Raw genomic sequence first — 22,324 nt, 5'->3', positions numbered from 1 at the left:
GCCTTATGGTTGAGCGCGGCAGTTTAGCTCAGTCGTCCATGCACAGCCGTACGGTGGTTCAGGCGTCCAGCGCCGCCCGCAGCGGGGCGAGGAAGGCGGACGCGCGGGCAGGTGCATCGCCTTCGGCGTCGGCCAGCGCGGCCACCAGCGCACTGCCGACCACGACGCCATCGGCATCGGCGGCCATCGCACGGGCACTGCCCGCGTCGCGGATGCCGAAGCCCGCCACCACGGGAACGCGGGAGCCTGCCTGGAGCTGCTTCAGCCGTTCGCCCGCCGCCGTGGTGTCCAGGCGATCGGACGCACCCGTCACGCCCGCGAAACTGACGTAGTACAGGTAGCCCTGCGCGGTCTCGCACAGCATCCGTAGGCGCTCTGGCGAGGTGGTCGGCGACGCCAGCGCGATCAGGGCGAGCCCTTCACGGTTGAACACCGCGCGCGTCTCTTCGGCCTCTTCCGGCGGCAGGTCGACCAGCAGAACGCCGTCGACGCCCGCCGCGACCGCCTCGCGGGCGAAGCGCCCTGCACCGTGGATCTCCACCGGGTTCAGGTAACCCATCAGCACGATGGGCGTCGTGTCGTCCTGCTGGCGGAACACCTCCACGGCCTCCAGCACGTAGCGCAGCCCGGCGCCACGCGCCAGCGCGCGCTCGGAACTGCGCTGGATGACCGGGCCGTCGGCCATCGGGTCGGAGAACGGCACGCCGAGTTCGATGACGTCGGCACCGGCATCCACCAGTGCATGCATCACCGGCACCGTGGACTCCAGCGACGGGTCGCCGGCGGTAATGAACGGCACCAGCGCCTTGCGGCCGGCGGTCTTCAGCTCGGCGAACTTGCTTTCGAAGCGGCTCACAGGCTGATCCCCTCGCGTGCGGCGATGGTGTGCACGTCCTTGTCGCCACGGCCGGACAGATTGCACAGCACCAGCTGGTCCTTCGGCAGTTCGCGCGCCAGCTTGATCGCCTGGGCGACCGCGTGGCTGGACTCCAGCGCCGGCAGGATGCCCTCGGTGCGTGTCAGGCGATGGAATGCAGCGAGCGCTTCGTCGTCGGTGACGCCGACATACTCCGCGCGTCCGCTGTCCTTCAGGAACGCGTGTTCCGGCCCGACGCCCGGGTAGTCCAGGCCGGCGGAGATCGAATGCGTTTCGATGATCTGCCCGTCGTCGTCGCAGATCACGTAGGTGCGGTTGCCGTGCAGCACGCCGATGCGTCCCGCCGACAGCGACGAGGCATGGCGACCGGTCTCGATGCCGTCGCCTGCAGCTTCGGCGCCGACGATACGTACACCCGGGTCGTTGAGGAAGGCGTGGAACAGGCCGATCGCGTTGCTGCCGCCGCCGACGCAGGCGGTGATGGCGTCCGGCAGGCGGCCGTAGTCGGCCAGCATCTGCGCCCTCGCCTCGCGGCCGACCACGGCGTTGAAGTCGCGCACCATGCGCGGATACGGGTCCGGGCCGGCGACGGTGCCGATGATGTAGAACGTGTCGTGCACGTTGGTCACCCAATCGCGCATCGCTTCGTTCAACGCGTCCTTCAGCGTGGCCGAACCGCTGGTCACCGGCACCACGGTCGCGCCGAGCAACTTCATGCGATAGACGTTGATCTTCTGGCGCTCGATGTCGGTGGCGCCCATGTACACCACGCACTCCAGGCCCAGCCGGGTGGCGACGGTGGCGCTGGCCACGCCGTGCTGGCCCGCGCCGGTCTCGGCGATGATCCGCTTCTTGCCCATCCGGCTGGCCAGCAGCGCCTGCCCGATGGTGTTGTTGATCTTGTGCGCGCCGGTGTGGTTCAGGTCCTCGCGCTTGAGCAGGATCTGTGCGCCGCCCACTTCACGGCTCAGGCGCTCCGCGTGGTAGATCGGGCTGGGCCGGCCGACATAGTGCTTGAGGTCCTTGTCGAAGGCGGCGATGAAGGCCGGATCGACACGGGCGGTGTCGTAGGCGGTGGCCAGTTCCTGCAGGGGGCCGATCAGGGTTTCGGCAACGAAGCGGCCGCCGTGCCGGCCGAAGTGGCCGGCAGCATCGGGGTAGGCGTGATAGTCGGCAGCGGCGGCCATGGTCTTGTGTCCAGCGAGAGCGAGCCGTCACTGTATCGCACAGGTTATGGACGAAAAACTCATGAAATCTGACCAATCCGTGATTTAAACTGACGCCATGTCACGACCTCTTCCCCCGCTCAATGCCCTGCGTGCGTTCGAAGCGGCAGCCCGGTTGGGCAGCGTCAGTCGTGCGGCCGCCGAGCTGCACGTCACCCACGGAGCGGTCAGCCGGCATGTGCGCACCCTGGAAGAGGCGCTGGGCCGCCCGTTGTTCGTCCGCGATGGTCGCGGCCTGGCGCTCACGGCCGATGGCCTGCGCCTGCGCGACCTGGCCGGCGACGCATTCTCTTCGCTCCAGGCTGGCTGGGCTGCGATGCAGCGTGACCGTCGGCCGCTAGCCTTCGTGCTCGGCTGCCCGGGCAGCCTGCTGGCGCGCTGGGTGATCCCCCGGCTGGAGCGACTGGCGGTCGACCTGCCGACGCTGACGCTGCACCTGTCGGCACAGGAGGGAGGGTTCGACGACGCCCTCACCGGACTCGACGCCGCCCTGCTGGTCGGCGAGGCCCCCTGGCCCTCAGGCTGGGATGTGCACCTGCTGGCGCCCGAGCGGATCGGACCGGTGTTCAGCCCAAGGCATGTCCGGTTCGCCGCGCTGTCGGGCGCGCCACCCGCAGTGCTCGCCGACGAGCCCGTGCTGCACACCGCCTCGCGTCCACAGGCCTGGCCGCGCTGGTTCGCCACGCAGGGCCTGGATATCGGCCAGCCGCGGCGGGGCGCCGGCTTCGATCACCTGACCTATCTGCTGGAAGCCGCCGTCGCCGGGCTGGGCGTGGCCATCGCGCCGCAGGAACTGGTACAGGCGGATCTCGAAGGCGGACGCCTGGTCGCCCCCTGGGGGTTCACCGATACCGGCGGGCAGTGGGCGCTGTGTGGCCGGCGCGGCAACCCGGACCCACGGATACCGGCGCTGGCGGCGTGGTTGCGCACCGCGCTGGCCTGAGCTCAAGCGCCGGTTTCAGCCTCGCGCACGGCCTCGACGAACCGACGCATCTTCTCCCCGTCCTTCACGCCGGGCGCCGTTTCGATGCCGCTGGACACATCGACGCCCCAAGGCCGCGCCGTGCGCAGCGCGAGGCCGACGTTCTCGGGCGTCAGGCCGCCGGCCAGCAGGAACGGCTTGTCGGTGGACGCGGGCATGCGGCGCCAATCGAAGCGCTGCCCGCTCCCCCCCTGCTCGCCTGCGGCGTGGCCGTCGAACAGGAAGCCCTGCGCGCCCGGATAGGCCGACAGGCGGGCGAATACGCCCGCGTCCTGCCCGCCCATCGCGATCGCCTTCCAGTACGGGCGCCCGAAGGAGGTCGCGAATGCATCGTCTTCGTCGCCATGGAACTGCAGCAAGTCGGGCTGCAGCGATTCCACGATGTGCTCGATGTCGCCACGCGTGTTGTCCATGGCCAGCGCGACCACCGCGATCTCTTCCGGCACCAGGTCGCGCAGCATGCGCGCCTGGCCGAGCAGCAGCCGGCGCGGACTGTGCGGCGCGAACACCAGGCCGACGTAGTCCACGCCCAGTTCGACCGCCAGGCGGACATCCTCGGCACGCGTCAGGCCACAGAATTTGATGCGCATGTGCATGGTGGGGAAAAGGTCGGGCGTCGCGGAAGCGTAGCCGCTTTCGGGAGATCGCGCGGAGCCGGGCCATGCCGGCGGGGCCTATCCGCCGGGCGGGCGTGCCTGGAAAAGCAGTGCGGACATCGTCCGCTCCTACAACGGCGCCGCGGTCGCGACGGGCGTGTCCTGCAGCGTCACTTCCGCGGGCAGCTGCCACTCCGCCGGGTACAGCGGACTGACGAAGACCAGGCCATCCGGCGGTGCGGTCGGTCCGGCCACCGTGCGATCACGGCCAGCCAGCAGCTCGCCCACCCAAGTTTCCGGCCGCTCACCCCGCCCCACCACCAGCAGCGAACCGACGATGTTGCGCACCATGTGGTGCAGGAAGGCATTGGCCTGCACCTCCACGACCACCCGCTCGCCCTGTCGCGCCACCGAAATCGCATGGAGATTGCGCATCGCATGCGGCGACTGGCAATGCACGGTGCGGAACGCGCTGAAGTCGTTCTCGCCGACCAGCACCTGGGCGGCGCGGTGCATGGCATCGGCATCCAGCGGGATCTTTTCCCAGCTGAGGTATTGCCGCTCCATCGCCGGTCGCGCCAGGCGGTTGACCAGCGTGTAACGGTAGCGGCGGGCACGCGCCGAGAAGCGCGCGTGGAAATCCTTGGCCACCGGCTGACACCAGCGTACGCAGACGGCAGGCGGCAACCGCGCCGTCGCCCCCAGCAGCCAGCCCCGTGGCGTCCGCGCCGCGTCGCTGTCGAAATGCACGACCTGGCACTGGGCATGCACACCGGCGTCGGTGCGGCCGGCGCAGATCGTATCCACCCGGGCATCGGCGACGGACGACAGCGCGAGTTCCAGCGCCGACTGCACGGTGCGGGTGTCGTCCGGCGTGCCGGATTTGCTCAGCCGTTGCCATCCCAGGAATTCGCTGCCGTCGTATTCGACACCCAGCGCATAGCGCGTCACGACATCACTCCGCGCCCTTCATCCGATATCGCGGAGCAGCTGCAGGGCTTCGTCGCGCGCGCCGGTATCGTTGCCCGCCGCCACTTCGTTCAGCAGATCACGGGCCGTGGCCACGTCGCCCAGGTCGAGGTAGGCCACCGCCAGTTCAAGACGGTCGCGGCCGGCCGGCGCCGGCGTCGACGCAGGTGCCACCGGTGCGCCGGAGGCAGCCCCGCCTGCGTGCCAGGTGGGGCCCTTCGCAGGCTTGGCTACCGGGGTCGGCGCGACCTTCGGCGGCGCGGCGACGGACGGCTCCAGCACCGGGCTCGGCGCCGTCTCCGCCTCGGGCACCGTCTGCGGGATCACGGCAGCGAGTTCGGCAGCGCGGCTTTCGGCAGGCGCCTTGCCGAACACCGGGTTGCGCGGTACCGGCGCGGGCGACAGGCGCTGGCGGCGTTGCGCGAATCCCCAGGCCAGCGCGCCCGCGAACAGCAGGCCGAAGCCCGCCCATGCCCACACCGGCACGCCACCGTCGCTGCCGTTGCTCTGCGCCAGCCGCTGCTGTGCGGCGGCGAGATCGCTGTCCTTCATGGCCAGCAGTTGTTCCTGCTGCGCCTTGAGCTTTTCCAGGTCCGCGACCTGCGAGCGCAGCTCCTGCACTTCCGCTTCGCGCGCGGCCAGGTCTTCCTTCGACTGCTGCAACTGTTCGTTCGCCAACATCTCGCCCTCACCGCCGGCGCTGACGCCGGACTGCGTTCCAGAACCCGACGTGCTCGTGGCCGCGGGCGCGATTTCCAGCCGTGCATCCGCCACCGGTGCCGGGCGGGATGCCGCCGCGGCAGGCGCCGTCGCTGGCGCGGCGTCGACGACGGCGGCCGGTTGCGGAATGGGCGCGCGTGCGCGGCGCCACTCCGCGATCTGGCTGCGCACCAGCGCCGCGGCTTCTCCCTCCAGGATCGTCTGCGCGTCCGCCACGTCCGGGACGCGCAACACCGCGCCCTGCTTCAGCAGGTTGAGGTTGCCGTTGATGAAGGCCTCGGGATTGGCGCGCAGCAGTGCGACCATCGCCTGGTCCAGCGTGTAACCCTGCTCGCGTGCCAGCGGCGCCGCGATCTGGGAAAGCGACTGGCCACGACGCACCGGCGCCAGCGTTCCACCGGGCGCCACGGAAGCCGCCTGTGCCACGGACGCAACGGGTGCCGCCGCCGCCGCCGCCGCCGGTGCCGGCGTGGGCTGCGCGGGCGCTTCAGGCGATGCTTCCGCCGTTTCCTGCGGCATCGAGGCGACCGGTTCGACCGGACGGCTGATGGTGTCGGTAGGCGCGGCAACCGGCGCGTCGATCACCGGCTGTTCTGCCGCCGCCAGCGTGCCCGGCGCGCTGACGAGCGCCGAATACTCGCGCACCAGCCGCCCCTGGCCCCAGTCGACCTCGATCAGGAAGTTCACCGCCGCCACGTCCACCGGCGTGCGGCTGGTGACGCGCACCACCGGACGCCCGGCGTCGTCCAGCGCGACCGTGAAGTCCAGTTCGTTGACCAGCCCCTGCGGTCGCGGCAGGCCGACGCGCTCGAACGTCACCGGCGACGCCAGGCGCGCGCGCAGTTGCTCGAGTTCGCCCGGCTCGCTGGAAATGACCGGGATCTCGGCCAGCAAGGGCTGGCCGGGTTGCGATTTGACCTTGATCTCCCCCAGGCCGAGCGCGAGGGCTGCGTTGCTCAGCAACGCCAGCCCCAGCCCGATCATGCCGGCCAGGTGGAGTCTTGCCGCCCGAGGTCTGTGCTTCGGTTTCACGGCCCTTCCCCAAGTTTTCCCGGCCACGACTATAGCGGCTCAGCCGTTTTTCGCCACCAGCTCGGCGATCTGCACGGCGTTCAGGGCGGCGCCCTTGCGGATGTTGTCGGACACGATCCACAGGTTCAGGCCGCGCGGGTGCGAGAGGTCTTCGCGGATGCGGCCCACGTAGACCGCATCGTTGCCCGAGGCATGCGTGACCGGCGTGGGATAGCCGCCGGGTACGCGATCGTCGACGACCTCCACCCCCGGCGACGACGCCAGCAGCGCGCGCGCGTCCGCGGCGGTGATCTTGTCGCGTGTTTCGATGGCGACGGCTTCGGAGTGGCCGTAGAACACCGGCACGCGCACGGCGGTGGGATTCACCTGGATGCTGTCGTCGCCGAGGATCTTGCGCGTTTCCCACACCAGCTTCATCTCTTCCTTGGTGAAGCCGTTGTCGAGGAAGTCGTCGATGTGGGGGATCAGGTTGAAGGCGATCTGCACCGGGAAGCGTTGCGGATCGGGGTCCTGGAAGTTCAGCAGAGCGCCGGTCTGGCGGCCGAGCTCTTCGAGTGCCGAACGCCCGGCGCCCGAGACCGACTGGTAGGTCGCCACGTTGATGCGCTCGATGCCGACCTTGCGGTGGATGGGCGCGAGCGCGACCAGCATCTGCATGGTCGAGCAGTTCGGGTTGGCGATGATGCCGCGCGGGCGGTGCTGCACCTGCTCCGGGTTCACTTCGCTGACGACCAGCGGGATGTCGGCGTCGTAGCGGAAGGCCGAGGAGTTGTCGATGACGACGGCACCGGCCGCGGCAAACTTAGGCGCGAATTCCTTGGAGATGCCGCCGCCCGCCGAGAACAGCGCGATGTCGATGCCGGTCGGATCGAAGGTGACCAGGTCCTGCACGGTGATCTTTTCACCGTTGAACTCGACGCTGTCGCCGGCGGAACGCTCGGACGCCAGGGCGACGAGCTTGCCGATCGGGAAATCGCGTTCGGCGAGGATGGACAGCATGGTTTCGCCGACGGCGCCGGTGGCGCCCACGACGGCGACGTTGAAGCTACGGTTCTGGTTGCTCATGGAGGGGTTTCGCGAAGGGAGGAGTGAAGACAGCAGACGGGAGAAGGCTGTGTTCGGGGAACCTGCGGACGTGCCTCAGGCTCCCTGTCGTTTGGCGATGGTGGTTTTGATGGTGCCGGCGATGGCCAGCGCGTCCGGATTGACCGGCGTCGGCGGATGACCCGCGTCCGGACCCTCGCCCAGCGCGGCGATCAGGTTGTCCACCGCCAGCGACACCATCGCGCGGCGCGTGGCCAGGCTGGCGCTGGCGATATGCGGCGTCAGCACCACGTTGCGCAGCACGAGCAGTTCGGGCCGCACGGCGGGTTCGCCTTCGTAGACGTCCAGGCCTGCGGCGGCCAAGCGTCCGTTGCCCAGCGCATCGGCCAGTGCGACCTCGTCGATGATGCCACCGCGCGCGATGTTCACCAGCGTGGCGGTCGGCTTCATCTTCGCCAGCGCGGCCGCGTCGACCAGGTGGTGGACCTGCGGCGCGTACGGCAGCGCCAGCACCATGTGGTCGGCCTGGGCGAGCACATCGTCGAAACTCGCGTATTCCGCACCGCATTCCCGCTCGACCACGTCCGGCAACCGGCTGCGGTTGTGGTACAGCACGCGCATGCCGAAGCCGCGCGCGCGGCGGGCGATGGCCTGCCCGATCCGACCCATGCCCACGATGCCCAGCGTGCTGCCATGCAGGTCCGCGCCCAGCAACGTGCTGAAGGACCACTGCTGCCACTGCCCCTCGCGCAGCCAGCGCTCGGCTTCGGTGATGCGGCGCGCGGTGGCCATCAGCAGCGCGAAACCGAAATCGGCCGTGGTCTCGGTGAGTACGTCCGGCGTGTTGGTGGCGACGATGCCGGCCTGCGTCAACGCGTCGACATCGAGGTTGTTGTAGCCCACGCCCACGTTGGCGATCGCGCGCAGCTGCGTGGCGGCGCCGATTTCCTTCGCCCCGATGCGTTCGTTCAGCGTCACCAGCGCACCCGCGCTGTCGCGCAACGCGTCGGCGATGGCCTGGGGTGCGTGTTCGATGACCTCCGGGGTCGAACGCACGTCGAAGTGCGCATCCAGCCGCTCGACGATGTCGTCGAACAGCGGCTGCGACACCCAGACGCGCGGCCGCGACTCAGCCATCGAGGCTGCCGGGGACCTGCGGCGGCACGACGCCGACATCACCGCACTGCGCGCGATGGCGCAGCGCCTGGTCCATCAGCACCAGCGCCATCATCGCCTCGGCGATGGGCGTGGCACGGATGCCGACGCAGGGGTCGTGGCGACCGGTGGTGATGACATCTACCGTATTGCCGTCCACATCCACGGTCGCGCCCGGCAGGCGCAGGCTGGACGTCGGCTTCAGCACGATGGACGCGGTGACCTGCTGGCCAGTGGAGATGCCGCCAAGGATGCCGCCCGCGTGGTTGGACAGGAACCCGTCGGGCGTCATCAGGTCGCGATGCTCGGTGCCCTTCTGGGTAACCGCCGCGAAACCGTCGCCGATCTCCACGCCCTTCACCGCATTGATGCTCATCAGCGCGGCGGCGAGATCCCCGTCGAGCTTGCCGTAGATCGGCTCGCCCCAGCCGGGCGGCACGCCGTAGGCGACGACGTTAACGCGCGCCCCGATGGAATCGCCCGACTTGCGCAGCGCGTCCATGTAGGTTTCCAGCGCCGGCACCTGCGCCGCGTGCGGCCAGAAGAACGGGTTGTCCTCCACCGCGCTCCAGTCGAAGCCTTCGGGGGTGATCGGCCCGAGTTGCGACAGGTAACCCCGCACGCTCACGCCGTGACGCTGCTGCAGCCACTTCTTGGCGATCACGCCCGCGGCCACGCGCATCGTGGTCTCGCGTGCGGAAGAGCGTCCGCCGCCGCGCGGGTCGCGGATGCCGTACTTCTGCCAGTAGGTGTAGTCCGCATGCCCCGGGCGGAACTGCCGGGCGATGTCGGCGTAGTCCTTGCTGCGCTGGTCGGTATTGCGGATCAGCAGCGCGATCGGCGTGCCGGTGGTGCGCCCCTCGTAGACGCCGCTGAGGATCTCGACCTCATCGGCCTCTCGGCGAGCGGAGGTGTGCCGCGACTTGCCGGTCGCGCGGCGCTCCAGGTCGTGACGGAACTCCTCGGGCGCGATGTGCAGCCCCGGCGGGCAGCCGTCGACGACGCAACCGATCGCCGGCCCGTGCGATTCGCCGAACGTGGTGACCGTGAGGAGTTTTCCGAAACTGTTGCTGCTCAAGCGCCGCTCCGCTGTGGAACCACCCTGCCGGGCGTTGAAGCATCGCACGCCGGGCGCCCTATTGTGCAGTGCGCCAACGTTGGCCGCGACGGTTGCAGGCGCAACCGCCGCGGACCGTGTGCGAGACGCGCTACTTCCGCGTGGCGGCGAGCGCGCTGATCTGCGCGTTGTGGCGGATCAGTTCGGCGCATTCGACGGCGAAGATGCCCATCTGCCCCACCTTGAACTCGATCCACGCGAATTCGACGTCCGGCAGCAGCGCGACCAGTGCACGCTCGGACTCGCCGACTTCGCAGATCAGCAGGCCGTCCTGGCTCAGGTGCAGCGGCGCATCGCGCAGGATGTTCAGCACCAGGTCCAGCCCGTCGTCGCCGGCGCGCAGGCCAAGTTCCGGTTCGAAGGAATATTCCCTGGGCAGCGCGTCGGTCTCGTCGTTGGTGACGTAGGGCGGGTTGGTGACGATCAGGTCGTAGTGCCTGCCGGTCAGGCCGGCGAACAGGTCGGACTTGAGGAACTGCACGTTGTCGGCCAGCAGGCGCGCCTTGTTTTCCGCCGACAGCGCCAGGGCGTCGTCGCTGATGTCGACGCCGTCGACCTGCCAGTCCGGGTTGTAGTGGCCCATCGCGATGGCGATGCAGCCGGAGCCTGTGCACAGGTCCAGCGCACGGGTGACGTCGCGGCCGCCGAGCCAGGGCTCGAAGCCGGCTTCGATCAGTTCCGCGATCGGCGAACGCGGCACCAGGGCACGGGCATCGCTCTTGAAGCTCAGGCCGGCGAACCAGGCCTCGCCGGTCAGGTAGGCGACCGGGATGCGCTCGCTGACGCGTCGCTCGAACAGCGCCAGCACCTGGGCCTTCTCCGCACCCGTGACGCGCGCCTGCCCGTAGGCCGGGCCCAGGTCCGGCGGCAGGTGCAGCGTGTGCAGCACCAGGTGCGACGCCTCGTCCAGGGCGTTGTCGTAGCTGTGGCCGAAGGTCAGGCCGGCCCCGTTGAAGCGGCTGGCGCCGTACCGGATCAGGTCGATGATGGTGTGCAGTTCGGCGGCGACGTCGGCGGTCATGGCAAGGCTTGTGAAGACGCCGGGACGGCGAAGGCCGCCGATTATAGGGGCTGCCCCGGTATCATGGCCGCCTTGCCGCCGCGCCCATGCGGCCCCCGGCCCGTGTGGCCGCGCCCTTCCATCGTGGGAATCCCCAGCGCATGTTCAACAAGAAGATCGGCCTCATCCTCGTCCTGGCGCTGGCCGCCGGCCTGGGCCTGCTGGCCGCGCAGAAATTCTTCGGCCCCGTCACGCCCGCCACGCAATGGCCAGCGACCCAGACGGTGACCCTGTTTCCGCAGCCGCGGCCGCTGCCGCCATTCTCGCTGCGCCAGTCCGACGGCACCCAGCTCACCGACGGGGAACTGAAGGGCCACTGGACGCTCGTCTTCCTCGGCTTCACCTTCTGCCCCGACGTTTGCCCGACCACGCTGGCCGAGCTGGCACAGGCCCAGGCGCAGTGGAAGGACCTGCCCGACTCGACCCGCCCGCGCGTGCTGTTCGTCTCGGTCGACCCCGAGCGCGACACGCCGACCCGCATCGGCGAGTACGCCCACGCCTTCCATCCCGACACGATGGCAGCCACGGCCGACATCCCGACCCTGGAGAACTTCGCCAGGTCGCTGGGCTTCGTCTTCATGAAGGTCCCCGGGGAAGGCTTCGAACAGAACCCGAACGACTACAGCATGGACCACTCGTCCGCGATCGGCGTACTTGACCCGCAGGGCCGCCTGGCCGGGCTGATCCGCCCGCCATTCCAGCCCAGGGCGATCGCCGCCGACATGCGCGCGCTGACCGAGGCGGCGTCGAAATGAGCCTGCTGACCTCGCTGACCTACGTACTGCCGCACCGCTTCCTGTCGTCGCTGGCGCGCCGGCTGGCCTATTCGACCTCGCCAGGCGTCAGCCGCTGGCTGATCGATACGGTGACGCGGAAATTCAATGTCGACCTCGGTGAAGCCGCCAATCCCGACCCCCTGTCCTACCCGAGCTTCAACGCCTTTTTCACCCGCGCACTGAGGCCGGGCGCACGGGTTGCCGATGCCGACCCGCGCGCGCTGCTGATGCCGGCCGACGGCCACATCAGCCAGTGCGGCCCCATCGAGGATGGCCGCATCTTCCAGGCCAAGGGCCAATCGTTCACCGCCGCCGAGCTGCTGGGCGACGCGGCGGATGCGGAACCCTTCCGCCACGGCGTGTTCGCCACCGTGTACCTGTCGCCACGCGACTACCACCGCGTGCACATGCCGTGGACCGGCACGTTGCGCGAAACGGTCCACGTGCCCGGCCGCCTCTTCAGTGTCGGCACCGATGCGGTGGCGAACGTGCCGCGCCTGTTCGCGCGCAACGAGCGACTGGTCTGCCACTTCGACACCGATTTCGGACCGATGGTGTCGGTGATGGTCGGCGCCCTGCTCGTCTCCGGCGTGGAAACGGTGTGGAGCGGCGAAGAGATTCCCGCCTATGGCACTGCCATCACCCGCAAGGATTACCGCGGCAAGGGCATCACGCTGGAACGGTTCGCGGAGATGGCAAGGTTCAATTACGGCTCGACCGTCATCGTGCTGCTGCCGCCGGGCGTGGCGACGCTCGTGCCAGAGCTGAAGGCGGAATCGCCGGTGAGACTGGGTCAGGCGCTCGCGAAGCTGCGGCAATAACCTTGCTCCGTAGCGTGCGCCCTGCGCACGACTGCACGATGTAACCCCGCGTACAAGATCCCACCATGCATCACATCGTCGTGCGCGCAGCGTACGCTGGGTGGACCACGCGCTCCGCCCGAATCTTAGCGTGCGCCACGCGAACGACCGCGCGGTGCATCTCTCACTCTAGGCGATCTTAACCAAGTCCCTTTCCTGTCCGACGCGCATTGTTAATAGCGCCGGCGCCACGTGGACGTCATCATGACCGTCTGTTTCCGAGAGGTGGCCAAGGATGGCGACGTTCCGACGTGTGTTCCAGCCAGGCGCGACGTGGTTCTTCACCGCCGCGGCGGCACGACGACGCCCCCTGCTTACTGACCCTCGCGTCATCTCGGCCTTCGGCATAGCGATGCGCGAAGTTCGGGAAATGCTGCCGTTCTCGATGCCGGCCTGGGTCATCCTGCCGGACCACCTTCATGTGATCTGGACACTTCCGGAAGGCGATACGGACTATCCGCGACGCTGGTCGATCATCAAGCGCAGGACGTCCCAGCTGGCGGGCCTACCGCCGATGGCGCGCGCCTGCTCGATGGTCGCACGTCGTGAAAGCGGGCTATGGCAGCGACGCTATTGGGAGCACCTGATTCGTGACGCCGACGACCTGCGGCGGCATGTCGACTACATCCACTTCAATCCGGTTAAACATGGCCATGTGGACGCAGCCGTATCCTGGCCTTACTCGAGCTTCGCCCGGCACCTCCGCGCGGGCACCTACCCTCCGGACTGGCGAGCCGCCCGTGACATGGACACCGTCGACGCCGGCGAACCGTAGCGTGCGCCTTGCGCACGACTGCAAAAAAGTCGGCACCATCCGGTCGTGCGGATAGCGCACGCTACTTCCTGCAGCCTTCCAGCTTGAGCTCCTGCCCCGGCCGCACGGCGTACGCCGGCGCCTTCAACCTGTTGGCCTGCGCGAGCTTCTTCAGATCGCACTGGAACCGCTGCGAGATGCGCCCCAGCGTGTCGCCCTTCGCGACGCGGTAATCCCGCGCCTGCTTCGCCTTCGGTTCGGCTGGTTGCGGCTCGCCGGAGGCGACGGTGGTCGGCACGCCGGCCACGGGGGTCACATCGCCGACGGCGACATTGCCGGTCCGCGAGGCGCGGCGGATGGCGGCTGCGGGATCGGCGCTCACCAGCGTGCGCGCCAGTTCCGCGCGGGGGCCACTGATGCAGTGGCGCGTGTACAGGCCCGCGATGCGCGCGTTGGCCTTGAGCGTGGTGCCGGCGGGGATCCATGCCTCGGGCTGGTAGCGCGGGTTGAGGTTGCGCAGCGTGCGCATGTAGCCCTCGCGCGTGCCGCCATTGCCCAGGCAGATGGTCAGCTCATAGATGGATGCGTCGCGCGCCAGCTTCAGCGTCGCCGGCTGCGCGGTGACCTTCGGAAACTCCAGTCCGTACTGGCGCGGGTGCAGGAACAGCCATGCCGCCGCGATCACCATCGGCACGTAGTCGCGCGTCTCCCCGGGGAACTGGCTGTAGACCACATCGTCCCAGAAGCCCAGGCCGCCGTTCTCGCGGAACACGCGCGCAGCCCGTCCCTCGCCCCCGTTGTAGGCCGCGAGGGCCAGTTCGATATTGTTGTTGAGCCCGCGCATGCGCTCGTTCATGTACTCCGCGCTGGCCTGGCCGGAGGCGTACGGGTCGTAGCGCGTGTCGAAGCCACTCGCATCGCGTCCCAGACCGAAACGGGCGCCGGTGTGGAACATGAACTGCATGGGCCCTGCCGCACCCGCGCGCGAGGTCGAATGCACGCGCCCGTTGGATTCCTTCGCCATGATGCCGAACAGCAGCGCTTCCGGCAGGCCGCTGCGCTCCCAGGCGGGATACAGCTCGGCGCGCATGTTCTGATAGTTCTCGTAGCTGTCGATCAGCGCCGGGCGCATGTCGGTCAGCCAGCGGCGGATGCCCGCCTGGATGGCCGGGTTGTACTCGACCATGCGGTCGAACGCATGGCGCTGGTCGTTCAGCAGCGCCGCGGTGCGTGCGGTTTCGGGGATGGCGGCGCTGGCCGGCACCGCGTGGTCGGTGCCATCGTCGAGTGCGTCGAGGGTCTCGCCCTCGTCTCCCGTGCCCTCTCCCTGCGCATCGGCGTTGCCCTTCAGCAGGCGCTTGTAGGTCGCCAGCAGCGTGGGCACCTGGCAGCCGCGCTGCTGAACGCAGGCCGCCAGCACGTCCTCCATGTCCTCGAGTGCGGCGTCGCTCTCGGTAGCGCCGCGCGGATCACTGTTGGCCACCAGCACCAGACCGTCGCGGTAACGCTTCTCGGCGGCGCCCATGCGCTGTTCCAGCGCTTGCGCGGCGGCGCGATCCTTCGCGGACACGCGTTGCGCCAGCGAAGGCGGGGAGACCAGCAGGAGGGAAAGAGCGACCGCAACGGGCCACAGGCGCAGACAGGCAGGAACCGCAAGCGACATCAGGTGTGCATCCAGAGTGTGAGCCGGGAGGGTAGCCCCGGCTGCGCGACCGGGGCAAGGTCACGCGTCTCAGCGCTTTATCCCGGAGGCGGTTTCCAGCCGCTAGAATCGCGCCATCACCACGCGAGGTTGCACATGGATCCGATCCTGCTGGGCAAGGGCATCACGGACGACATCCCGGTCACGCTGCAGCCGAAGTTCGGCAATCGCCATGGCCTGGTGGCCGGCGCCACCGGCACCGGCAAGACCGTGACGCTGATGACATTGGCCGAAGGCTTCTCGCGCATGGGCGTGCCCGTGTTCATGGCCGACGTGAAGGGCGACGTGGCCGGACTCGCCACCGCCGGCGATGGCAGCGAGCGCGTCATGCAGCGGGCCAGGGACATCGGCATCGCCGACTACGCGCCGGCCGCGAATCCGGTGATCTTCTGGGATCTCTACGGCAAGCTGGGCCATCCGGTCCGCACGACCGTCAGCGAGATGGGCCCCACCCTGCTCTCGCGCATCCTCGAACTCAACGACACCCAGAGCGGCGTGCTCGACATCGTGTTCAAGCTCGCCGACGACCGCGGGCTATTGCTGCTGGACCTGGAAGACCTGCGCGCCCTGCTGGGCCTGGTCGCCGCCGAGCGCAAGGACATTTCCACCAGTTACGGCCTGGTGAGCACGCAGTCGGTCGGCGCCATCCAGCGCGCGCTGCTGCGGTTGGAACAGGAAGGCGGCGAGATGTTCTTCGGCGAGCCGGCGCTGGAACTGGCCGACCTGATGCGCACGAATACCGACGGGCGTGGGGTGATCGGCATCCTCGCCGCCGACCAGCTCATCCTGAAGCCGCGCCTGTATTCCAGCTTCCTGCTTTGGCTGCTGTCGGAACTGTTCGAGATGCTGCCGGAAGTGGGAGACCTGGACAAGCCCAAGCTGGTCTTCGTGTTCGACGAAGCCCACCTGCTGTTCGACGATGCCCCGCCGGCCCTGCAGCAGCGCATCGAGCAGGTCGTGCGCCTGATCCGCTCCAAGGGCGTCGGTGTGTACTTCTGCTCGCAGTTCCCGGACGACGTGCCCGACAACATCCTCGGCCAGCTGGGCAACCGCGTGCAGCATGCGCTGCGCGCGTTCACCCCGCGCGACCAGAAGGCGGTGAAGACCGCCGCCGAGACCTTCGTGCCGAATCCCAAACTCGACGTGGCCCAGGCGATTTCCAAGCTCGGCACCGGTGAGGCGCTGGTGTCGACATTGCAGGACAAGGGCATCCCCTCGCCCGTGCAGCAGACGATGGTGTCGCCGCCGCGCTGCCGGATGGGCGCGATCAACGAAGGCGAACGCCAGCAGGTGCGCAACGGCAGCCCTGTCGGTGGCAAGTACGATACCCGCGTCGATCGTGAGTCCGCTGCGGAAATGCTCGCCAAGCGCGCCGAGACCGCCACGCAGGCCGCCCAGGCGCCACCCGCGAAGACCGAGCAGGACGATCCCGACGCCGGCGGCTTCGGCCAGGCCGTGAAGGACGCAGTGTTCGGCACCAAGCGTCGCCAGGGCATGATCGAGACGATGGCCAAGCAGACCACGCGCACGGTCGGCACCAAGCTGGGCAACCAGATCGTGCGTGGCATCCTGGGCAGCATCTTTGGCGGACGTCGCTGATCACGCGCATGAAGTGGAGTTTCGTACCGTTGGCCTGCGCGTTGTCGCTGGCGGCTTCCGCCGCCAATCCGGCGCCGTCGACGTTCGCCGGCACGTTCTTCGGCAGCCTGCCGGCGGAAACCTGCGCATCGCAGGACGTATTGCTCGACCTGGGGGCTGACGGCCGATACGCGCTGGAAGCGCACTGCCAGGACGACTTGCAGGCGGCACCCATGCGCGCCGGCCGCTGGTCGGTGACCTGGAACGGCACCTGCGTGCAGCTCGCGCCGGAAGACGGTGGACCTGCGCAGGAGTTCGCCATCCACGACGACGATCTGCTGGTGTTGACCGCGGGCAGTTGCATCGAGCCGGTCGAGGATCCGCGCGGGCGCACGTTGCGGCGCGCGCAAGCCGCCGGAGAACGCTGACGTGTCGCGCTGGCGCCCACCGGGCGAGAAGAGCACCGCCCTGATCACCCGCGAAGGCCACGACCGCCTCAAGGCGGAGTTGGACGATCTGTGGCGCGTGCGCCGCCCCGAGGTGGTGAAGGCCCTGGCCGCCGCCGCCGCGGAGGGCGACCGCTCCGAGAACGCGGAGTACACCTACCGCAAGAAGCAGCTCGGCGAGATCGACCGGCGCGTGCGCTACCTGAGCAAGCGGCTGGAAGTGCTGCGCGTGGTCGACACCGCGCCCAGCGATCCCGACGCCGTGTTCTTCGGCGCCACCATCGAGCTGGAAAACATCGCCAGCGGCGAAACCTCGCGTTACCGCATCGTCGGCCCCGACGAGACCGAGGCGACGCGCGGCTGGATCAGCATCGATTCGCCGCTCGCGCGCGCGTTGCTGAAGAAGCGCGTCGACGACGAATTCTCGGTCGAACTCCCCGGCGGCATTACCCACTTCGTGCTGGTGGATGTCAGCTACGCGAGCTGATCGTCACAACGATCGTGGATAAACTCGGCCTTCCCGCAACGGACGGAAGTAGTCCTCCTGCCCGTAGAACGCGGCATCCTGTCCTGCGTGCCATCCGGGAATGCCGGCCAGTGGCAGCGGACGCAGTTCGCTTGGCGCAGTGAGGATCGCACCCGCTAAGATCGATTCGACCACGCGCGCGATCACATCGATCTGATCACCGAACACGACAAGACACTTGCCGACCAGCAAGCGCCCGGGCACCAGCACCTGCTCCATCAGCGCATGGCCCACTACCGCAGCAACGGCGATGCCGCCGTCGTGCCAGCGCGCGGCGTTCGCATGGAACAGTGCCGCCCAGTCGTGCCGATCCCACAGATCCAGCAGTGCAGCATCGCGCACCTGCACGATGACGCCGCTTTCATCGAACTGGGTCAGCGCCTGCTGCGCGGGACTGCGCTCACGCGAGCCCATACGCGCGATGTGCCCGCACTGCTGCTGGTTGAGCGCGTGCTTGAGCGCCGGATGACGCAGCCAGACCATCGCGTTGAACAGGTCATGCCAGTTATCCGCGCGCGTGGCGATGCACCCCTGCGCGGTCCGTGCTTCGTAGTGAAGCCCGTCGGCAAGCAAGCCGGCATCCTGCCTGTCTCGCGAAACGAGGCCCGGAGATCGGCATCCGCGCGTTGAGGGCTTCTATGTCGGGCCAGTGGGGCCGTCAGCAGGTCCCGGTACTCGCCGTACCCGTCGAACAGCGGATGCCGGAAACATGCGGCATCCACCTGTCCACGCAAGGGGGCGACGAAGCGGCGCCGGCCATTGCCAGCATGCGCGCCCGTCGCCGGCGCGGTCACAGCACCTTGACGTCGAGCGGTCGGCTGGCCGTGGAGATGGCATCGCCAATCAGGTCGTGCTCGTCGCTCTCGGTGATTTCCACGTCGACGAACTGGCCGACGCGCAGCCCCAGTTCGCCGCCATTCTGGATATGCACCAGGCCATCGATCTCCGGCGCATCGGCCTTCGAGCGCGCGACGGCGATATCGTCCTCGATCAGGTCCACCAGGCACTGCTGCACCGTGCCGATCTTCGCTTCGAGGCGCGCGGCGGAGATCTCCGCCTGCTTCTCCATGAAACGCGCCAAGCGCTCCTGCTTCACTTCTTCCGGCACCGGATCCGGCAACAAGTTCGCCGCCGCGCCTTCGACCGGCGAGTAGGCGAACGCACCGACGCGGTCGAGTTGCGCTTCATCGAGGAACTGCAGCAGCTCCTCGAACTCCTGCTCCGTCTCGCCGGGGAAGCCGACGATGAAGGTCGAGCGCAGGGTGATGTCGGGGCTGATCGAACGCCAGCGCTTCACGCGATCCAGCGTCTTGTCGACGGCGCCGGGACGCTTCATCAGCTTGAGGATGCGCGGACTGGCGTGCTGGAAAGGAATATCCAGGTAAGGCAGCACCTTGCCTTCGGCCATCAACGGAATCACGTCGTCGACGTGCGGATACGGGTAGACGTAATGCATGCGCACCCAGGCATCGAGTTCGCCCAGGCCCTCGCACAACGCCTTCATCCGCGTCTGGTACACCTTGCCGCGCCATTCGCGTTCGGCGTACTTCACGTCCACGCCGTAGGCCGACGTGTCCTGCGACACCACCAGCAGTTCCTTCACGCCGCCGCGCACCAGGCGCTCGGCCTCGCGCAGCACGTCATCGACCGGGCGCGACACCAGGTCGCCGCGCATCGACGGGATGATGCAGAAGCTGCAGCGGTGGTTGCAGCCCTCGGAAATCTTCAGATACGCGTAATGCCGCGGCGTCAGCTTGACGCCGTAGTCTGGCACCAGGTCGACGAAGGGATCGTGCTTCGGCGGCAGCGCCGCGTGCAACGCTTCCATCACGCTCTGGTAGTCCTGCGGACCGCTGATCGACAGCACATCCGGGTACTGCTCGCGGATCTGCTCCGGGCGTTTGCCCAGGCAGCCGGTCACGATGACCTTGCCGTTCTCGTTCATCGCTTCGCCGATGGCGTCGAGCGATTCGGCCACGGCGGAATCGATGAACCCGCAGGTGTTCACCACCACCACGTCCGCCGCGTCGTAGGTCGGCACGATGTCGTATCCCTCCACGCGGAGCTGGGTGAGGATGCGTTCGGAATCGACCAGGGCTTTCGGGCAGCCGAGGCTGACGAAGCCCACCTTGGGGTTCTGCAGGGACATGGGGAGTACGGCGGCGGCGTGTACGGGCCGCGGATTATAGCGCCCCGCCCCGGGCGGCCCGTTCCGTCCATTCGGTCCGGGGCCGCCTGCGCATACACTGGGCGCCGTCTTCGCCGGAATCCTGCCGATGGGCCATTGGACTCAGATCGACACGCCCCGCGGCCGCATCGGGGCTTGGCGCGCGGATCCCGCCGACGCGCCGCGCGGCGCGCTGGTGATCGTGCAGGAGATCTTCGGGGTGAACGCGCATATCCGCAGCGTCGCCGAGGGCTTCGCCATCGACGGTTACGTGGCGCTCGCGCCGGCGTACTTCGACGTCCTGGAGCCCCGCGTCGAGCTGGGCTACGACGATGTCGGCTTCGCGCTCGGCCGCGACCTGATCACGCGTCTGGGCCTGGAAGCGGCACTGGACATCACTGCGGCAGCGGCGGACACGATCGCGAGCCACGGCAAGGTGGGCGCCGTCGGTTACTGCTGGGGCGGCACGGTGGCGCTGCTCGCCGCCATGCGCCTGGGCCTGCCCGCGGTGAGTTACTACGGGGCACGCAACGCGCCCTTCCTCTCCGAGACACCGCTGGCCCCCGTGATGTTCCACTTCGGCGAGCAGGATGCCTCGATACCGCCGAAGCTGGTGCAGCAGCACCGCGACCTGCTTCCCCAGATGGACGTTTTCACATACCCCGCGGGGCATGGCTTCAACTGCGACCTGCGCGCGGACTACGATCCGTCGAGTGCGCGCCTGGCACGCGAACGCACGCTCGATTTCCTCGCAAGGAACCTGGCATGAGCGATTTCCTGCTGGACCCACGCCTGGCGTCCGACAGCGCCTTCGTCGCCGACGGCCCGCTGTCGCAGGTACGGCTCATGGACGACACGCGCTACCCGTGGCTGGTCCTGGTGCCTCGCGTGAACGGGGTCAGCGAATGGCTGGAACTGGAGGGCGGCCAGCAACGCCTGCTGTTGGCGGAGATCAACCAAGCCGGCCAGCTGATCCGCGCGCAGCCGGGCGTGGAGAAGCTCAACATCGGCGCCCTCGGCAACATCGTCCGGCAACTGCATGTGCATCTGGTCGGCAGGCACGAGGGCGACGCGGCATGGCCCGGACCGGTCTGGGGCAACGGCGCCCCGGTCCGGCATGGTCCTGCCGCACTGGCAGAAAGGATAGACGCGTGGCGCCGGTGGCTGGGCTGATCGCGCACCCGCCTCAGGTGCGCGGCAGCGTCACGCCGGTCTGGCCCTGGTACTTGCCGCCGCGATCCTTGTAGCTGGTCTCGCAGACGTCGTCGGCATCGGACTGGAAGAACAGCATCTGCGCGACGCCTTCGTTCGCGTAGATGCGCGCCGGCAGCGGCGTGGTGTTGCTGAACTCCAGCGTCACATGGCCTTCCCACTCCGGTTCCAGCGGGGTCACGTTGACGATGATGCCGCAGCGCGCATAGGTGCTCTTGCCGAGGCAGACCACCAGCGTGTCGCGCGGGATGCGGAAGAACTCCACCGTGCGCGCCAGCGCGAAACTGTTCGGCGGGATGATGCATTCATCCGCTTCGATGTCCACGAAACTTTTCGGATCGAAGTGCTTGGGGTCGACGATCGTGGAGTTGATGTTGGTGAACACCTTGAACTCGCGCGAGCAGCGCACGTCGTAGCCATAACTGGACGTGCCGTAGCTGACGATGCGCTCGCCGTTGGCCCCGCTCTTGTTGGCGAACTTCACCTGCCCCGGCTCGAACGGCTCGATCATGCCCTGCTGCTCGGCCATGCGGCGGATCCAACGGTCGCTCTTGATGCTCATGCAAATCCTGGTGTGGTGGGGCGAAGGCCGCGCGCGGCGCACGGCGGACAGGGAATTGTAGGGCGGGCCCCGGCCCGCCGTCTTCGCCGGCCGCTAGACCAGCGACGAGAGGATGGACAAAGGCGCGCGCGGACGCTGCGCCAGCGTTGCCGCCATGACCCGCGCCGTCTGCCGGTAGGCCTGCGCCACCGCCGAATCGGGCGCGGCGACCACGACCGGCTGGCCGGCATCGCCCTGCTCGCGGATGGCGATGTCCAGCGGCAGCGAGCCCAGCACCGGCACACCGTACTGCGCCGCCATCCGTTCGCCACCGCCCTGCCCGAACAGGTGCTCCACGTGGCCGCACTGGGAGCAGGTATGGACGGCCATGTTCTCGACGATGCCCAGCACCGGCACCTCGACCTTCTCGAACATCTTCAGCGCTTTCTTGGCATCCAGCGTGGCGATGTCCTGCGGCGTGGTGACGATGACCGCCCCGGCCACCGGGATCTTCTGCGCCAGGGTCAGCTGGATGTCGCCCGTACCCGGCGGCAGGTCGATCAGCAGGTAGTCCAGATCACCCCACAGCGTGTCGTTGAACAGCTGCATCAGCGCAGACGTGGCCATTGGCCCGCGCCAGATCATTGGCGTGTCCTGGTCGACCAGCAGGCCGATGGACATGGCCTCCACCCCGAACGCCCGCATCGGTTCGATCGATTTGTTGTCCGGGCTGTCCGGCCGCCCCGCGAGCCCCAGCATCGCCGGCACGCTCGGCCCATAGACGTCGGCATCCAGCACCCCCACCCGGGCACCCTCGGCCGCCAGTGCCAGCGCCAGGTTCACCGCCGTGGTGGACTTGCCCACCCCTCCCTTCCCTGAGCCGACCGCAATCACATTGCGGACGCGCGGGTGGGGCGACAGCGCCCCCTGCACGGCGTGCGTGCGCGGCTTGGCGTAATTTTGATGGGATTCAGTCACTTGCAT

At 68.5% G+C, this 22,324-nt stretch carries 22 protein-coding genes and 1 pseudogene; 9 read left to right on the top strand and 14 right to left on the bottom strand.

Going from position 1 to position 22,324, the window contains the following annotated elements:
- Positions 1–58 precede the first annotated feature (58 nt).
- A complete protein-coding gene (gene trpA, locus Q0907_RS07725; protein ID WP_299343040.1) occupies positions 59–856 on the bottom strand; it encodes a tryptophan synthase subunit alpha in 798 nt (265 codons plus the stop codon).
- Positions 853–2,064 (bottom strand): tryptophan synthase subunit beta, encoded by a 1,212-nt coding sequence (gene trpB, locus Q0907_RS07720; RefSeq protein ID WP_299343038.1) that lies wholly within the window; start codon positions 2,062–2,064, stop codon positions 853–855. The genes trpA and trpB overlap by 4 nt, the downstream gene beginning before the upstream one ends.
- A 97-nt stretch (positions 2,065–2,161) precedes the next feature.
- Between trpB and Q0907_RS07715 the strand changes: the two genes are divergently transcribed.
- Positions 2,162–3,046: a LysR family transcriptional regulator gene (locus Q0907_RS07715; protein WP_299343036.1), complete on the top strand. Its 885-nt coding sequence runs from the start codon at positions 2,162–2,164 to the stop codon at positions 3,044–3,046.
- Positions 3,047–3,048: 2 nt separating this feature from the next.
- On the opposite strand, the gene Q0907_RS07710 is transcribed toward Q0907_RS07715, so the two are convergent.
- The 7 genes from Q0907_RS07710 to prmB all read right to left on the bottom strand — a co-directional run bounded on the left by Q0907_RS07710 (position 3,049) and on the right by prmB (position 10,739).
- Positions 3,049–3,681, bottom strand: coding sequence for a phosphoribosylanthranilate isomerase (locus tag Q0907_RS07710; protein ID WP_299343034.1), 633 nt, complete (start codon positions 3,679–3,681; stop codon positions 3,049–3,051).
- Between the two features lie 129 nt (positions 3,682–3,810).
- Complete coding sequence (gene truA / locus Q0907_RS07705) at positions 3,811–4,632, bottom strand: tRNA pseudouridine(38-40) synthase TruA (RefSeq protein ID WP_296282647.1); 822 nt, start codon at positions 4,630–4,632, stop codon at positions 3,811–3,813.
- 18 nt (positions 4,633–4,650) lie between these two features.
- Positions 4,651–6,402 carry a FimV/HubP family polar landmark protein gene (locus tag Q0907_RS07700; RefSeq protein WP_343229810.1) on the bottom strand — a complete coding sequence of 584 codons (1,752 nt, stop codon included), beginning with the start codon at positions 6,400–6,402 and terminating at the stop codon, positions 4,651–4,653.
- 39 nt (positions 6,403–6,441) lie between these two features.
- Positions 6,442–7,467: an aspartate-semialdehyde dehydrogenase gene (locus Q0907_RS07695; RefSeq protein WP_299343032.1), complete on the bottom strand. Its 1,026-nt coding sequence runs from the start codon at positions 7,465–7,467 to the stop codon at positions 6,442–6,444.
- Positions 7,468–7,542: 75 nt separating this feature from the next.
- On the bottom strand, positions 7,543–8,583 hold the full coding sequence (locus Q0907_RS07690) for a D-glycerate dehydrogenase (protein ID WP_299343031.1): 1,041 nt from the start codon (positions 8,581–8,583) through the stop codon (positions 7,543–7,545).
- Positions 8,576–9,679 carry a chorismate synthase gene (aroC, locus tag Q0907_RS07685; RefSeq protein WP_299343029.1) on the bottom strand — a complete coding sequence of 368 codons (1,104 nt, stop codon included), beginning with the start codon at positions 9,677–9,679 and terminating at the stop codon, positions 8,576–8,578. The genes Q0907_RS07690 and aroC overlap by 8 nt, the downstream gene beginning before the upstream one ends.
- A gap of 130 nt (positions 9,680–9,809) precedes the next feature.
- Entirely contained in the window at positions 9,810–10,739 is a 930-nt protein-coding gene (gene prmB / locus Q0907_RS07680; protein ID WP_299343027.1) for a 50S ribosomal protein L3 N(5)-glutamine methyltransferase, read from the bottom strand.
- 140 nt (positions 10,740–10,879) lie between these two features.
- On the opposite strand from prmB, the gene Q0907_RS07675 reads away from it, so the two are divergent.
- The 3 genes from Q0907_RS07675 to Q0907_RS07665 all read left to right on the top strand — a co-directional run bounded on the left by Q0907_RS07675 (position 10,880) and on the right by Q0907_RS07665 (position 13,189).
- Positions 10,880–11,533: an SCO family protein gene (locus tag Q0907_RS07675; protein ID WP_299343025.1), complete on the top strand. Its 654-nt coding sequence runs from the start codon at positions 10,880–10,882 to the stop codon at positions 11,531–11,533.
- A complete protein-coding gene (gene asd / locus Q0907_RS07670; protein ID WP_299343023.1) occupies positions 11,530–12,375 on the top strand; it encodes an archaetidylserine decarboxylase in 846 nt (281 codons plus the stop codon). The genes Q0907_RS07675 and asd overlap by 4 nt, the downstream gene beginning before the upstream one ends.
- 274 nt (positions 12,376–12,649) lie before the next feature.
- Complete coding sequence (locus tag Q0907_RS07665) at positions 12,650–13,189, top strand: transposase (RefSeq protein WP_299343021.1); 540 nt, start codon at positions 12,650–12,652, stop codon at positions 13,187–13,189.
- Between the two features lie 61 nt (positions 13,190–13,250).
- Here the strand turns inward: Q0907_RS07665 and Q0907_RS07660 are convergent, their stop codons facing one another.
- Entirely contained in the window at positions 13,251–14,831 is a 1,581-nt protein-coding gene (locus Q0907_RS07660) for a transglycosylase SLT domain-containing protein (protein ID WP_299343020.1), read from the bottom strand.
- Between the two features lie 3 nt (positions 14,832–14,834).
- On the opposite strand from Q0907_RS07660, the gene Q0907_RS07655 reads away from it, so the two are divergent.
- The 3 genes from Q0907_RS07655 to greB are packed head-to-tail and all read left to right on the top strand — an operon-like array spanning position 14,835 to position 17,381.
- Complete coding sequence (locus Q0907_RS07655) at positions 14,835–16,469, top strand: helicase HerA-like domain-containing protein (RefSeq protein WP_299343019.1); 1,635 nt, start codon at positions 14,835–14,837, stop codon at positions 16,467–16,469.
- An 8-nt stretch (positions 16,470–16,477) separates the two neighbouring features.
- On the top strand, positions 16,478–16,876 hold the full coding sequence (locus Q0907_RS07650) for a copper resistance protein NlpE N-terminal domain-containing protein (RefSeq protein WP_299343018.1): 399 nt from the start codon (positions 16,478–16,480) through the stop codon (positions 16,874–16,876).
- A 1-nt stretch (position 16,877) separates the two neighbouring features.
- On the top strand, positions 16,878–17,381 hold the full coding sequence (greB, locus tag Q0907_RS07645; protein WP_299343016.1) for a transcription elongation factor GreB: 504 nt from the start codon (positions 16,878–16,880) through the stop codon (positions 17,379–17,381).
- A 3-nt stretch (positions 17,382–17,384) separates the two neighbouring features.
- Here the strand turns inward: greB and Q0907_RS07640 are convergent.
- Together Q0907_RS07640 and rimO are read right to left on the bottom strand one after the other, a co-directional pair.
- A pseudogene (locus Q0907_RS07640) lies at positions 17,385–18,214 on the bottom strand (DUF3025 domain-containing protein).
- A complete protein-coding gene (gene rimO / locus Q0907_RS07635; protein ID WP_299343014.1) occupies positions 18,211–19,569 on the bottom strand; it encodes a 30S ribosomal protein S12 methylthiotransferase RimO in 1,359 nt (452 codons plus the stop codon). Before rimO ends, Q0907_RS07640 begins: the two are co-directional and overlap by 4 nt.
- A gap of 127 nt (positions 19,570–19,696) precedes the next feature.
- On the opposite strand from rimO, the gene Q0907_RS07630 reads away from it, so the two are divergent.
- Both Q0907_RS07630 and Q0907_RS07625 read left to right on the top strand, forming a co-directional pair.
- Entirely contained in the window at positions 19,697–20,356 is a 660-nt protein-coding gene (locus Q0907_RS07630; RefSeq protein ID WP_299343012.1) for a dienelactone hydrolase family protein, read from the top strand.
- Entirely contained in the window at positions 20,353–20,760 is a 408-nt protein-coding gene (locus Q0907_RS07625) for an HIT family protein (protein WP_299343010.1), read from the top strand. Before Q0907_RS07630 ends, Q0907_RS07625 begins: the two co-directional genes overlap by 4 nt.
- Positions 20,761–20,773: 13 nt before the next feature.
- Here the strand turns inward: Q0907_RS07625 and dcd are convergent, their stop codons facing one another.
- Both dcd and apbC read right to left on the bottom strand, forming a co-directional pair.
- Positions 20,774–21,361: a dCTP deaminase gene (dcd, locus tag Q0907_RS07620; protein WP_299343008.1), complete on the bottom strand. Its 588-nt coding sequence runs from the start codon at positions 21,359–21,361 to the stop codon at positions 20,774–20,776.
- 93 nt (positions 21,362–21,454) lie between these two features.
- Positions 21,455–22,324: an iron-sulfur cluster carrier protein ApbC gene (apbC, locus tag Q0907_RS07615; protein ID WP_299343006.1), complete on the bottom strand. Its 870-nt coding sequence runs from the start codon at positions 22,322–22,324 to the stop codon at positions 21,455–21,457.

Source organism: uncultured Pseudoxanthomonas sp. (assembly GCF_947498795.1).
Lineage (GTDB): Bacteria > Pseudomonadota > Gammaproteobacteria > Xanthomonadales > Xanthomonadaceae > Pseudoxanthomonas_A.
This window is presented reverse-complemented; position numbering and strand designations above follow the sequence as displayed.